We start from the raw sequence: 11,389 nt of genomic DNA, 5'->3' as shown, positions 1-11,389 counted from the left end.
TTGCAACGTCCTCGCGCCTCAGGGTTGCTGACATTTCGCGCAGGCATCGCGGTACCTACCCCGCTGCGGGAATCCGGGCGATGACCTTGATCTCGAAATCGAAGCCGGCGAGCCAGGTCACGCCGACCGCGGTCCAGTTCGGATAGGGCGGCGCGCCGATCTCGGCCGCGCGCACGGCCATCACCGTCTCGAGCTGCGCCTCGGGATCAGTGTGGAAGGTGGTGACATCGACCACATCGTCGATGCTGCATCCGGCCGCGGCCAGCACGGCGCGTAGATTGGCGAATGCCAGCTTGACCTGGTCCTCGAACACCGGCTCGGGCGAGCCGTCCTCGCGGCTGCCGACCTGACCCGAGACGAAGAGGAGGTCGCCGGAACGGATGGCGGCCGAATACAGATGCGCTTCGTACAAGGCATGGCGGTCGGCGGGGAAGATGGCGTCGCGGTGGGACATGTCTGTGCCTTCATCGGTAGCGGTTGCGGGAACGTTGCGCGTATCGCGGGTTCGATCTTCCCGAGCCGACTCATATACGCTTCGTATGTCAGTTGTGTTCGCATACGCTCCGTATGTCAATGCTTCCCGTCATTCAATCCGGTCTCGACGCAGCATGGGAGGAAGGCGTAGCATTCCCCGGGGAATGCAAACGGGGGGAGAGGCAATGGCCGGCAATCGTCACAGGCGCCTGCGCGCGCTGCTCCTGGTGCCGCTGGCGGTGCCGTTGATGGCGCAGTTGAATGTGCTGGTCGATGAGGCCCGCAACGTGATCCTGGCCGATGGCGGCTCGGTGGTGCCGGGAGCGGTGGTGACCGCGCGGAAAGGCGAGGTCTTCTACCGCCAGCCGCTGGGCCGGTCGCATGCGGCGGCGCTGGAGGCGGATGTCAGCTTCTCGTTCCTTGGCCAGGCGGTCGCGATCGGCAAGGACGAGCAGCTCATCCAGTCGAGCGTGTCGGGCATGGCCGCCAGCCTGATCCGCGGCGGCGACAAACTCTATTGCACGGTCGCGAAACCGACCGGCAAGAAGCGGGTCGTCGGGCTGTCCGAGATCGGTGCGGTCGGCATGGACCTCGATGCGATCGCCAAGCTTCGGCATATACGGACTCAATCCTGCCTGATCGATGCGGGCAATGACGGCACCGCGGACAAGGCGTTCGTTGCCGATACCTCGAACCGCGAGCCGATCACGCCGGTCGAGATCCAGCCAGTCCCCATCCGCAAGCTGGGGATCGCGCGCATGCCGGGCGAGAGCGAGGTCCGCATGATCTTCGACGGGCAAGTCGGCATCATCGGGAATCTGAGCACGCATATGCAAGTCGTCGAAGAGGGGAAGCCGCTGGCGTTCAGCAACGGGCAGACGCTGTTCAGGGGCGGCGGCGCCCTGCCGCGGACGATCGAGGCCTTTGGCGCGCTCTTCACGATCCTGTCCTATGACGGCAAGACGAAATCGGCCGAGATCCGGATCGACCGGGCGTTCGCGCCGGTGGAATATGGGGTGAGGACCGAGATGCGGTATCGGTGATCGGGCGCGGGCCTTCGCCATGATGCGGTTCTAGGCGGTATGGCCCGGTGGTTGAATCGAGCGTGCGTTGGAAATGTCAGTAGGGTCACTGACATTTTCACGCCTTGCCGTAAAATAGTTTGTCTTTATTTTTCAAATAGATAAAATGAGAGTGTGGATGGTGGTCATGTCAGCGACCGGCCGCGCAGGGTGTAGCGGTTGTCGACATTGTCACCGCCGAGCCCGGCACCGCGACGGCATTCGCTTTTCGGCAAGAATTACGGATTAAGGTGCCCCGGCGCACTGGAGGCTGCAGTCCTTGATCGAGATCGAAGTCCAGAACGAGACACACCAGACCCAGATCGGGCTGCGCTTCACCTCAGTCCCGCGGATCGGCGAGGGACTGCGGCTGCGCCAGCCGGACGGTTTCTGGGCGTCGTACGATGTCATCGACGTGTGGTACCAGAAGGCCGAATTCGGCGACGTCTGGGTGCCCTATATCCATGTCCGCATGACCGATGCGGACCAGGCCGTGGTCGCCGCGGCGAGCCAGGTCCTCAGCCAGAGGGAGCCACAGCCATTCACGGTCTGATCAAGCGCCTGGGGAGCGCGGCGGCGATCGGCCGATCCGCGCCGCTCCCCGCGGATCCCTCCGAGCCGGCCGCGGCGATGCCCGAGCCCGCCGCGCCGCCACGCCAGCGGCGCTGCCTGCTGGTCGACGATTCGCGGGTGATCCGCAAGGTCGCGCACCGCATCATCTCGGGCCTGGGCTATCAGGTGATCGAGGCAGAGAATGGCGAGGAGGCGCTCGCCCGCTGCAAGACGGCGATGCCCGACCTGATCCTGCTCGACTGGGAAATGCCGGTGATGACCGGCGTCCAGTTCGTCGCCGCGCTGCGCCGGCTCGACGGCGGGGCGGGGCCGAAAGTGGTGTTCTGTACCTCCAAGTCCGAGACGCCCGACATCTACCAGGGCATCGGCGCGGGCGCGGACGAATATGTCACCAAGCCGTTCGACGAGCAGACCTTGCTGGCCAAGCTGCAGCGGATCGGGGCGGCGTAGGGCTGACCCGGGCTGTTGCGGAAGCGTCAGGTAGGATCGTCGGTAGCGGGCTTTTCGAACCAGGGCTCAACCTTCGCGCCTATCAACAGCAAGGCGGCGCCAAGGTTCAGCATCAATGCCACGACCATCAGAACAATCGTGCCCCAGCCATAAGCGCCGGACGCCACACTGATGCAGGTCCAGATTGCGCCGATCAGCGCGAATATGATGATGATCCATCTGGATATATTGGAATGGCGATACACGACGCCGAACCAGAGCAGCAGGGCTATCGTCGTTCCAATCTGCGTCGCCGCACTATCCGCCTTGTCCCAGTTCACGATCGTCAACGCGAGTTTGATGGCGAACGCGCCAAGGTAACAGCGCTCGAACCAGACGATCGCTTTCGGACGTTCCACAATTTGCCCCGCTTCGAAATATCCGCTGGCAGCCTATTCGTTAAACAGGCTGCCTTATCAAGGCGCTGAACATGCGCGCCGCCTGAGACCAGGGTGGCCGCGCGCTTTCGGGGAGCGATGCGGCAAGGAGAGGTGCGGTGGCTAGCTGCGGGCTTCCGGCTCCTGATCCCTGAGCCTGAAATGGAACAACCGGCTCGGGCCGTCTTCGGGCACGAGGAACAGGTCGCGCCCCTTCACCGCCATGCCTTCGCCCGTATACGCTCTGGCGCGGTCGGTGACGCCAGTGCGGGCCGTCCGTACGAGCTTCATCGACGGCCAGTCGATCCAGTCGATCGTCCCGCTGATCGGCGTCACCACGCCGCTCGCGACGAGCTGACCGTCGACGAACTTGATGTCCTGATACCGCGTGGGGAAGGGGTTGGGCACGACCCGGATCTGTTTCCCGCTGGGCAGGTCGAAGATGCGCAGCAACTGGCTGTCCCAATTGCCCGCGATGAGGGTGCTGCCCGCGACCGCGACGCACCCCAGATGGTCCGCGACCGGGATCCTGCGGCGTACCCGCAAACTCTCCGTGTCGATCTCCATCAGCGTGGCGGAGCTGTTCGCCGTCATTTCCGCCACGGCCACCCAGATCGACCCCTCATGGAGCGACAGCCCGCCCGGATGATATCGCGGCCCGTCGGTCAGCTCCAGGCGCCGCAGCAACCTGCCGCTGTGCCGGTCGAATTGATGGAGATAGCCCCTGTGGCCGGCGAGATCGACCGAGGTGACCCAGATGTGCCGGCTGTCGAGGTCGACGCCCTGGACGTGAAACAATTCGCCGTCGAGGGGGAGGGTCCCCACGAGCTGCGCGTGCTGGATCGGGTCGGTGCTCTCCTGCTGCGCGGCGGCCGCGGTCAGGCTCAGCAACAGCAGGGAGGCAGCCGTCAGGGCGGTCCGTATCGTCTTGCGGCTCATGTCGTGTCGCCTCCGGGGCTTTTCGGCTCATCCGCACTGGATGCGCGCCCGGTAGCGGCGGTATGCGACGGTGATGTGAATGGAGGCGATCGCCAGCGCTTTTTCCGAAAGAGCTAGGCTTCCCGTGCGAGGGCCTCGATCACGGCGGCGGCATCCGGCGAGGTCAGACGCCCGGCAGTGCCGCACAGGAACATGGTGTTGATCGCTGACGGCCCAACCGGCGCGAGCCCGAATGCCCTGCAGGCATCGACAGGCGCGATCGTGAAACCGCGCCCGTTGGAAACACTGGCGAGCGCCTCCTCGAGTTCGTCGAAGCGGTCATGGGGCAGCAGCGAAACAGGCTGGCGGCCATGGATCGCGGCGAACCAGTGCGCGAACACATAATCCGATTCGAGATAGGTGATGCAGGGATGCCGCTCCAGGTCCGGGAGCGCATGAGACGGCACGGCGCCGACGAGCGCGATCTCTTCTTGCGCCACCACCATGGTTTCGATGGGAAAGGAGGTGACCGGCCGGTAGGTGATAGCGAGATCGATCTCGCCCTGCGCGAGGGCTGACAGGACCTCGTCATGCGTCCCGCACCGGAAGTCGACGGGGCGCTCGGGCGGTATCGTGGCGAAGAGCCGCGGGGCGAGCCGATATCGGCCAAAGCCGGTGACCGTACCGATCCGCAGCGGCAGCGTCCCTTCCGGCTGGCGCAGGCCGGTGCTGACCCGGTCGATCTCGGCGAGCGCACGGTCGACCGTTTCGAACAGCCGGCGGCCTTCAGGCGTCAATTGCAGCCCGCGGCCGGCGCGCTCGGTCAGGGGCACGCCGACGAGGCGTTCGAACCGGCGCAGTTCCGCATGCACCGCGGATGGCGATCTGCCCAGCACGCGCGCCGCAGCATTGATCCCGCCGGCGACGGCTACGGCATGGAAGCCGGCGGCATACCGTAAATCGGCCAATCGTTCACTCCACAGAATAATAGAGCGCAGTCTTGTGAATTGTATAGCGGAAAGCCGAACGATACCCGTTTTTCGCAGATCGGGCGATAGTCGGAGAGAAGAGATGATCGTGACCGCGGCGTTGCTGGCCCTGATGGCGCCGCCAGCCCAATCGACGCCCGATGAGGCGGTCGATCGATATGGGAGGGCGATCGCCACCGGCAGCGCGGCGGACCTGCGCGCCGCTTTCCAGCCAAGCGCCATGATGTACTGCACGGACGGCCGCGACATTCGCGGGACATATCAGTCCCAGTGGCAGGACAGGCTGGAATCGGGCGGCCCGCCGGAACTGCCCATTGCGACGCATATCGAATGGCGGGATGCGGGGGCGACGACCGCGCTCGTTCGCGCCTCGGCCGTGCGCGGCGCAAAGACCTTTACCGACTATATCCTGCTGGCCCGCCTCGCGGGCGTGTGGCGGATCGTCGGAAAGCTTTGCCAGGACCGCGCTCAACCCGATGAGGCATCGGCCGTCGCGGTCGGTGCCGTGGTAGACACGAAAATGGCGTCCGACCGATCATGGGATGCGGATCGGCTCGCGCAAAGCATCGACGACCGGGCCTTGATCATGTCGGTCGAGAAGGGAGAGCTGGTCGCCGCGTCCCTGGCCGAGTGGCAGGCGCGTTATGTCGACCGGCGGCGAACGTCCCCCGGCAGCGCGGCCATCGAGATCGACCGGAACATCGATGCGCGCGGATCGATCGGCGTGGCACGCTGGTCCTTCAAATCGCCGTCGGGGGCCATCTGGACGGATCGAGCGCTGGTGATGAAGACGCCGTCCGGCTGGCGCATGATGGCGCTGCTTTTCGTCAAGGAGCCCTGATCGCTTCCCCGAAAGCGAACCATCAATGGGCTGCCTGCCCGTTTCCCGTTGAGCGACCGTCACCGGAATTCGCTGTCGCGGTCGTCGCCATTTCTTTCAAATATCCCACGCCAAGCGCGGTGAGGTGATGCTTCAGCCTCTCGAAGGCGTCGCGGTCGCCCTGTCCTTCGATGGCCGCTCGTGTCGGTCCCACGATCGAGGCGACCAGTACCGCGCTCACCTCCTGGGCCTGCGCGAATGTAGCGTCGCTCGCGGTGATCAGCATGTCGTGCACGGCCCGGGCGCAGCGCGCCGACTCCTGTTTGACGATGGCATCGGCATTCACCATCGCCGTCGGCAGGTACAGCGCGCGAGAGACGTCCGGCCGGCGAATCTTCGCCGCGACAAAGGCGTGCATCATCGTCGCGCACATCTCGGCCACCGATTTGCCATGCACTGACGCGCAGGCGGCAATCGTGGCGTCGACGACGTCGCCGACATGGCGGCCGACGACCGCCGCGAGCAGGGCGCGTTTGTTCGGGAAATATTGGTACAGCGAGCCGACGGAAACCCCGGCCCGGGCGGCAATCTGGATCGTGGTGATGTTGTCCAGGCCGTTGGCGAGCAAAACCTGAATGGTCGCCTCGAAGATCGTGTCGATCGTGACGCGCGAGCGGCGTTGTCGCGGCTGTTTCCTTGGGCTCAGCGAATCCGCCCGGGTCCGTTTCATATGCGAATATTCCCGCGACGTGGTTTCGGCCACAATAGCCTTCATGCACAGGTTCAGATATCCGCTTCGCATCGCACTGATGCTGTCCGCCATGGTGCTTCCCGGCCAAAGTCCGGCCTGTACCTTGCCCGCCGGGTTCGTCGACACGCCTCGTCCGGACATCGCGCCGCTCGACGCGTTGCTGGGCCATGTCGAGGAGATCCATGTCGCACGGCCGTTCGCCGCACCGGCGCGCAACCGCCCGCTGGAGGAAGCCATAAGGCCGACCAGGGACCTGCCCGGCGTCGCGGGGACGCTCAGGCTGTCGGCGACTGGCTATGGCAGCGTCGGCTCGCGCAGGCTGGTCTGCCTCACCGACGGATCCACGGCCGTCGAGGAAGTGCTGTTGACCGAGGCTGGCGCCGATAGCCGGCGTTTTCGCTATATGGTCTGGAACTATACCAGCCCGAAGTTTCGCGACGTCGAGTATGCGGTGGGCGACATCTTCAGCACCAAAGCCGCTTCTGGCATGACGCATGTCACCTGGACGTATCGGTTCGCGCCGAAGAAGGGGCTCGACGCCGGGGAGAGGGATGGTCTCCGGAAAACCTTCATCGAGAAACACTTCGCCGAGTGGATGCGCAGCCAGTTGGAGCGGGGACGATCGCATGCCGAGGCTGAACCCGGTTGAATCAGGGCCGAAGCCCGCCGGTGCATTCGAGGACCCCGAGGTCGGTCGCGGCTTGCGGGTCTTCGCCGACATCGTCATCAATCGACGCCGGGTGACAGGGGAAGCTGATGCGAAGGGCGATAACCGCAGGTGTGGCGTTGAGCGGTCTCCTGGCGCTTGGCGCGGTCGACCCGATCCCTCTGCTGATCGAGCCGGGCGCGAACGCCTATCCGGCCGACGACAGCGCCAAGGGAATCGAGGGGGACGTGCCGGTCACCCTCGCCATCGATGTAGATGGCAAAATTCGTTGCTCCGCGCACAGCGAGCCCGACCTGGGGTCGCTTCGCCGAACCAGCTGCGATCTTGTGGTTGGCCGCAACATATTCGGCCTGCGTACGGTCGAGGGCAAATTGACCGCCACCACCTACGATTTTCTGGTTCGCTGGCGTCGAAACGCCGGCAAGGATCAGTTCGGAGGCGCCGTTCCGATCGGACGCCCGGGCTGGATCACCTATGCGGACTATCCCCCGATTGCCCGGCATCAAATGTTGACCGGGCGCGTTGCCTTGAGTTTCGAGGTGAGCGAGCGCGGCACCGTCGAGAACTGCAAGGTCACTCGGACCAATGCGACCAGTTCCCTGGCAGACGCGATGTGCCCGTTGCTGTCGAGCAGGGCGATATTCTTGCCGGCGACCGATCACGAGGGGCGTCCCCGCCGCACCCTCGGCAGGTTCGTCACCGATTGGCGATGGTGCGACGGTGGCCGTTGGCAGTCATGCGTTCCGCCGGACCGGCGAGAATAGCGGATGGGGTATCTCGGTGCGCATAACGGTAGCTGTGGCCGTACCCTAGGCTTCGGCAATCGTGGACGGTTCCCATCGCATCTCGATGATGCCCGGAGAATCCGAATTGTAATTGACGTAATGCCAGGCCGGCGTGGAGGAGAAGAGCCTCAGGCTGTAATCGGATCCGCCCTCATCGGTGAAGCTGAGCGCGAGCGTTCCCGACTGGAAACCCGCCGGCCCCTGGCCGAACACCCAGATGCCATATGCGTAGCTTTCATAGCCCCTTGGCGGCTGATTGGTGACATAGGCGCTGGTGACCAGGGCGCCGGACGACCCGATCACGCAGCCCTCCAGATTGCTGTTGCCGTTGATCGCGAGCCAGCCCGCCTCGGGCATCAACGGTGTGCCGGTGAGCGCTGAGCCACCGGTTGACGCGCCGCATGTGGTGGACGTGAAATCCGCACCGATGGCGGTGGGCTGATCGGTCGGGGGCGTGTCGCTCATTGGTTGCGCGTCGCTCATAAGCACCTCCATGGGGCTCGCGGGAGCGCCGGTGCGGCGCGGTCCGGGGAGCCGGCCGCAAGAGGCCATGGCCGGGCGGGGCGCGTAAGGCCGCATCGTGGTTAAACAGCGGGACCTTGTTCTATCTCTGCGTCGGGCCCCGGCGTGGGGTTTAGGCACGCGACCGCCGTCGAAAAAATGCGGGTGAAGGCCCGCGCCGCGCGGCGGCCCGCCAGAAAGGGGCATTGGACGGTTTCGACCAGTTCCGGGGTTGCGCTCACGCAACAGGCGCCAGTACCATCACCTCGCTGCTCAATGATCCTGACGGGGAAGCACCGATGCGCAGGCGCGATTTTCTGAACGCCGTCGGAGGAATCGCCGCGCTCGGAATCTTTCCGGTAAAAAGCGCGCTGGCAGAGCCGCAAAGCGCCGTGCCGACGAACGGGATCATGACCGTGCGCGGCTGGATCGATGCTGCCACGCTCGGCACGACTCTGATGCATGAACACGCGTTGGCGAACTTCCAGGGCTATGAATCCTGGAGCCGCGCACCCATCCCCTATGATCTGGATACGGTCACCGGCGTCGTGCTGCCCCGAATGCGCCGCCTTGCCGATCAGGGAGTTCGGACGTTCGTTGATGCGACGGCCACATATCTCGGGCGAGACCCTGTCCTGTTGCGGCACTTGTCGGAGAAAAGCGGCCTGAACATCCTGACGGTCACGGGCAATTATGCGGCCTTCGACAACCGGTTCCTGCCGCCCTGGGTCCATGATCTCACGCCTGTGGAGCTCGCCGGGCGCTGGATCGACGAATGGCAGAACGGCATCGGCGGAACCGAGGTAAGGCCTGGCTTCATCAAGCTCGGCTTCAACGAGGGCAAGCTCAGCGCCGTCGAGCAGAAGCTGATCCGCGCGGCGGCGATGGCACACCGACAGACCGGGCTCACCATCGGCGCGCACACGGGGCCCGCCGTTTCCGCGTTCGAACAGCTCGCGATCCTGGAGCAGGAAGGCGTCGATCCGTCAGCGTGGATCTGGATCCACGCCCAGAACGAAAAGGACCGGGCGCGCCATGTCGAGGCGGCGCGGCGCGGCGCCTGGGTCGAGTTCGACGGGATCGACCGCGATTCCTTGCCGCTCCATGTCGAGCTGGTCGGCGCCATGAAACAAGCCGGGCTGCTGGACAATGTGCTGATTTCACAGGATGCCGGTTGGTACGACGTCGCCAAGCCGGATGGAGGAACCCCGCGAAGCTATGAAGTCCTCATCGCGGATTTTGTCCCGGCATTGAAAGCGACGGGCTTCACGGCCGCCGATATACACCTGTTGCTGGTCACCAATCCGGCCGCCGCATTGACGGTGCGGCCGCGCCTGAGCGGGGCCGCAAAGGCATGAGCAGGCGATGCTCCACGCGATGCCGCGGTTAACGCCGTAAAGCGGGGCTGAAATGCGGTTCCGGTGATAGGGCCTATCTCGGACTCAGAGGGCGCAACCGCGGCGGATGACGACCAATCAAGTGCGCTGTCACTGTTGTTCCGGTGCAAGCGCAAAAAAATGGATGGGCACTTGAATGTGCCGTCACTGTCGTTCCGACCGGACTTAATCGGTTCGAAATGACTGTCGATCAGAAGACCATCTGGAAGAGGTGGCGATGTTCAGAAGCTGGCAAGGATGTTTCGTTCTCACGGGCATCGTGTTCGTGCTTCAGCTCTTTCCGTACACCGGCATATTCCTGATGATGCTGGCGGCCCCCTACTGGTCCGTGCTGCTCATAAATCTGGCGTTTGCCCTTATGATCCGCGACAGCTGGACGGGAGCCCAACCTCGCTGGCTGATGCTCTTTCCGGCCCTCTGGTTTGGCGGTTACTTCTGCGTCGCGGCGGTGAGCCATTGGCAAGCGCATAATTTCAATGCGACGATCGTGGCGGCGAATGCCCACAAGCACATTTCGTTCGACCAGAAGAAATATGACATCCTGATCGAGCCCGATCATCGGGATAGCTCCAATGGCAGCTCCCTTACGCCTGATGTCATGGTCAAATGGTTTGGAGTCACTCGCGCCTATCAGGTAATCGGCCCTTCACCTGGCGATATTCAAGGATACGAGCTGACCGCGACGCAATGCCCCGGAACGATGGGTGCGGGTGCTGCTGGCGGCGGGACATGGCAAAGGCTGATCGACGGCGGCTACGGCACGGGCAGAAAGATGACTTTCGCCCGGAATCTCTGCCTCTTCATTTCCCCCTCGAAACCGCAGCGGCCCACGATCCGGATCCGGCCGCAGCCTCAGGTGGAGAGCAAGGGCCTCACCACGCGCGCGTCCCAGGATATCGTGGTCGCCACGCCGGACGGCCGAGCCATCGTCCTGCGATCGGGATGGGCGGACCCGCTGTCGTGGATCCCCCAGCCGGTCATGGGCTGCTGGTTGAACAGCGGCCAACCTGCGTGGCAATGCGACGCGTCATTCCTTCATGAAAAACTGTACGATCGAAAGCGGGATCGAACGCCGAACGGCGCCGACGACGTCGTCGGGCGCGCGTTGGGACTTGTGAAAACGTCCGTGCGGGAGCGATATCTTGGTGTGGAGTGGCGCTAGCGAGTTCTGTCAATTAAATGGACTGTCACCGGAACCCTGCACCGGAACCCTGATTTCACAGGATGCCGGTTGGTACGACGTCGCCAAGCCGGATGGAGGAACCCCGCGAAGCTATGAAATCCTCATCGCGGATTTTGTCCCGGCATTAAAAGCGAAGGGCTTCACGGCCGCCGATATCCACCTGTTGCTGGTCACCAATCCGGCCGCCGCATTGACGGTGCGGCCGCGCCTGAGCGGGGCGGCGCCTGCAAGGTGAGATAAGTGGAGTGTCACCGGAACACCGATGGGCAATTAAATGCACTGTCACCGGAATTCGAAACTCGCGTTCGGCCGGGGTGCCTTGAGCATAGCGAAACATACTCTCGACGTTTGCGCGGATTTCGGTGGTGCAGGCCACCAAACCTTCGGATTTCATTTGCGCTGCT

16 protein-coding genes are annotated in these 11,389 nt (G+C 64.1%); 9 read left to right on the top strand and 7 right to left on the bottom strand.

Annotation, left to right across the window (positions count from 1 at the left end):
* Nucleotides 1-55 precede the first annotated feature (55 nt).
* Nucleotides 56-454, bottom strand: coding sequence for a RidA family protein (locus tag WC729_RS07700; protein ID WP_372851267.1), 399 nt, complete (start codon nucleotides 452-454; stop codon nucleotides 56-58).
* Nucleotides 455-659: 205 nt separating this feature from the next.
* On the opposite strand from WC729_RS07700, the gene WC729_RS07695 reads away from it, so the two are divergent.
* The 3 genes from WC729_RS07695 to WC729_RS07685 all read left to right on the top strand — a co-directional run bounded on the left by WC729_RS07695 (nucleotide 660) and on the right by WC729_RS07685 (nucleotide 2,558).
* Complete coding sequence (locus tag WC729_RS07695; RefSeq protein ID WP_372851265.1) at nucleotides 660-1,517, top strand: hypothetical protein; 858 nt, start codon at nucleotides 660-662, stop codon at nucleotides 1,515-1,517.
* Nucleotides 1,518-1,815: 298 nt separating this feature from the next.
* The gene (locus WC729_RS07690; protein ID WP_372851263.1) at nucleotides 1,816-2,088 is read left to right on the top strand and encodes a hypothetical protein; all 273 of its coding nucleotides are present in this window, start codon (nucleotides 1,816-1,818) and stop codon (nucleotides 2,086-2,088) included.
* Nucleotides 2,089-2,165: 77 nt separating this feature from the next.
* Nucleotides 2,166-2,558: a response regulator gene (locus WC729_RS07685; RefSeq protein WP_372851261.1), complete on the top strand. Its 393-nt coding sequence runs from the start codon at nucleotides 2,166-2,168 to the stop codon at nucleotides 2,556-2,558.
* 26 nt (nucleotides 2,559-2,584) lie between these two features.
* On the opposite strand, the gene WC729_RS07680 is transcribed toward WC729_RS07685, so the two are convergent.
* From WC729_RS07680 to WC729_RS07670, 3 genes are all read right to left on the bottom strand, one after another.
* Nucleotides 2,585-2,956, bottom strand: coding sequence for a hypothetical protein (locus WC729_RS07680; RefSeq protein WP_372851259.1), 372 nt, complete (start codon nucleotides 2,954-2,956; stop codon nucleotides 2,585-2,587).
* Nucleotides 2,957-3,097: 141 nt separating this feature from the next.
* Nucleotides 3,098-3,913, bottom strand: a complete 816-nt coding sequence (locus WC729_RS07675; protein ID WP_372851257.1) for a DUF6454 family protein — start codon at nucleotides 3,911-3,913, stop codon at nucleotides 3,098-3,100.
* 113 nt (nucleotides 3,914-4,026) lie between these two features.
* Nucleotides 4,027-4,860 (bottom strand): LysR family transcriptional regulator, encoded by an 834-nt coding sequence (locus WC729_RS07670; protein WP_372851255.1) that lies wholly within the window; start codon nucleotides 4,858-4,860, stop codon nucleotides 4,027-4,029.
* A gap of 103 nt (nucleotides 4,861-4,963) precedes the next feature.
* On the opposite strand from WC729_RS07670, the gene WC729_RS07665 reads away from it, so the two are divergent.
* Entirely contained in the window at nucleotides 4,964-5,722 is a 759-nt protein-coding gene (locus WC729_RS07665; RefSeq protein ID WP_372851253.1) for a nuclear transport factor 2 family protein, read from the top strand.
* Nucleotides 5,723-5,744: 22 nt separating this feature from the next.
* Here the strand turns inward: WC729_RS07665 and WC729_RS07660 are convergent, their stop codons facing one another.
* Entirely contained in the window at nucleotides 5,745-6,524 is a 780-nt protein-coding gene (locus WC729_RS07660; RefSeq protein WP_372851251.1) for a TetR/AcrR family transcriptional regulator, read from the bottom strand.
* On the opposite strand from WC729_RS07660, the gene WC729_RS07655 reads away from it, so the two are divergent.
* Nucleotides 6,511-7,101, top strand: a complete 591-nt coding sequence (locus tag WC729_RS07655) for a hypothetical protein (RefSeq protein WP_372851249.1) — start codon at nucleotides 6,511-6,513, stop codon at nucleotides 7,099-7,101. The two genes, WC729_RS07660 and WC729_RS07655, sit on opposite strands and share 14 nt — an antisense overlap.
* 107 nt (nucleotides 7,102-7,208) lie before the next feature.
* Nucleotides 7,209-7,883, top strand: a complete 675-nt coding sequence (locus WC729_RS07650; RefSeq protein WP_372851247.1) for a TonB family protein — start codon at nucleotides 7,209-7,211, stop codon at nucleotides 7,881-7,883.
* Between the two features lie 45 nt (nucleotides 7,884-7,928).
* On the opposite strand, the gene WC729_RS07645 is transcribed toward WC729_RS07650, so the two are convergent.
* Both WC729_RS07645 and WC729_RS07640 read right to left on the bottom strand, forming a co-directional pair.
* Nucleotides 7,929-8,387 (bottom strand): hypothetical protein, encoded by a 459-nt coding sequence (locus tag WC729_RS07645; RefSeq protein ID WP_372851245.1) that lies wholly within the window; start codon nucleotides 8,385-8,387, stop codon nucleotides 7,929-7,931.
* Between the two features lie 256 nt (nucleotides 8,388-8,643).
* The gene (locus WC729_RS07640) at nucleotides 8,644-8,817 is read right to left on the bottom strand and encodes a hypothetical protein (protein ID WP_372851243.1); all 174 of its coding nucleotides are present in this window, start codon (nucleotides 8,815-8,817) and stop codon (nucleotides 8,644-8,646) included.
* Between WC729_RS07640 and WC729_RS07635 the strand changes: the two genes are divergently transcribed.
* The 3 genes from WC729_RS07635 to WC729_RS07625 all read left to right on the top strand — a co-directional run bounded on the left by WC729_RS07635 (nucleotide 8,816) and on the right by WC729_RS07625 (nucleotide 11,220).
* A complete protein-coding gene (locus WC729_RS07635; RefSeq protein WP_372851241.1) occupies nucleotides 8,816-9,763 on the top strand; it encodes a phosphotriesterase in 948 nt (315 codons plus the stop codon). The genes WC729_RS07640 and WC729_RS07635 overlap by 2 nt on opposite strands.
* Before the next feature lie 256 nt (nucleotides 9,764-10,019).
* A complete protein-coding gene (locus tag WC729_RS07630) occupies nucleotides 10,020-10,964 on the top strand; it encodes a hypothetical protein (RefSeq protein ID WP_372851239.1) in 945 nt (314 codons plus the stop codon).
* Nucleotides 10,948-11,220 carry a hypothetical protein gene (locus tag WC729_RS07625; protein ID WP_372853278.1) on the top strand — a complete coding sequence of 91 codons (273 nt, stop codon included), beginning with the start codon at nucleotides 10,948-10,950 and terminating at the stop codon, nucleotides 11,218-11,220. Before WC729_RS07630 ends, WC729_RS07625 begins: the two co-directional genes overlap by 17 nt.
* The last annotated feature ends 169 nt before the right edge of the window (nucleotides 11,221-11,389 follow it).

Origin of the sequence: Sphingomonas sp. (assembly GCF_041661825.1) — a bacterium.
Taxonomy (GTDB): domain Bacteria; phylum Pseudomonadota; class Alphaproteobacteria; order Sphingomonadales; family Sphingomonadaceae; genus Sphingomonas.
The sequence above is the reverse complement of the archived record's forward strand: the minus strand, read 5'-3'. Positions and strand labels throughout refer to the sequence as shown.

Excerpts from the sequence above, each read along its gene's own strand:
- WC729_RS07665 (WP_372851253.1), top strand. The coding sequence starts at position 4,964 with ATGATCGTGACCGCGGCGTTGCTGGCCCTGATGGCGCCGCCAGCCCAA.
- WC729_RS07675 (WP_372851257.1), bottom strand. The coding sequence starts at position 3,913 with ATGAGCCGCAAGACGATACGGACCGCCCTGACGGCTGCCTCCCTGCTG.
- WC729_RS07685 (WP_372851261.1), top strand. The coding sequence starts at position 2,166 with ATGCCCGAGCCCGCCGCGCCGCCACGCCAGCGGCGCTGCCTGCTGGTC.
- WC729_RS07700 (WP_372851267.1), bottom strand. The coding sequence starts at position 454 with ATGTCCCACCGCGACGCCATCTTCCCCGCCGACCGCCATGCCTTGTAC.
- WC729_RS07660 (WP_372851251.1), bottom strand. The coding sequence starts at position 6,524 with ATGGCGGACAGCATCAGTGCGATGCGAAGCGGATATCTGAACCTGTGC.
- WC729_RS07695 (WP_372851265.1), top strand. The coding sequence starts at position 660 with ATGGCCGGCAATCGTCACAGGCGCCTGCGCGCGCTGCTCCTGGTGCCG.
- WC729_RS07630 (WP_372851239.1), top strand. The coding sequence starts at position 10,020 with ATGTTCAGAAGCTGGCAAGGATGTTTCGTTCTCACGGGCATCGTGTTC.
- WC729_RS07645 (WP_372851245.1), bottom strand. The coding sequence starts at position 8,387 with ATGAGCGACGCGCAACCAATGAGCGACACGCCCCCGACCGATCAGCCC.
- WC729_RS07635 (WP_372851241.1), top strand. The coding sequence starts at position 8,816 with ATGACCGTGCGCGGCTGGATCGATGCTGCCACGCTCGGCACGACTCTG.
- WC729_RS07650 (WP_372851247.1), top strand. The coding sequence starts at position 7,209 with ATGCGAAGGGCGATAACCGCAGGTGTGGCGTTGAGCGGTCTCCTGGCG.
- WC729_RS07640 (WP_372851243.1), bottom strand. The coding sequence starts at position 8,817 with ATGATCCCGTTCGTCGGCACGGCGCTTTGCGGCTCTGCCAGCGCGCTT.
- WC729_RS07655 (WP_372851249.1), top strand. The coding sequence starts at position 6,511 with ATGCTGTCCGCCATGGTGCTTCCCGGCCAAAGTCCGGCCTGTACCTTG.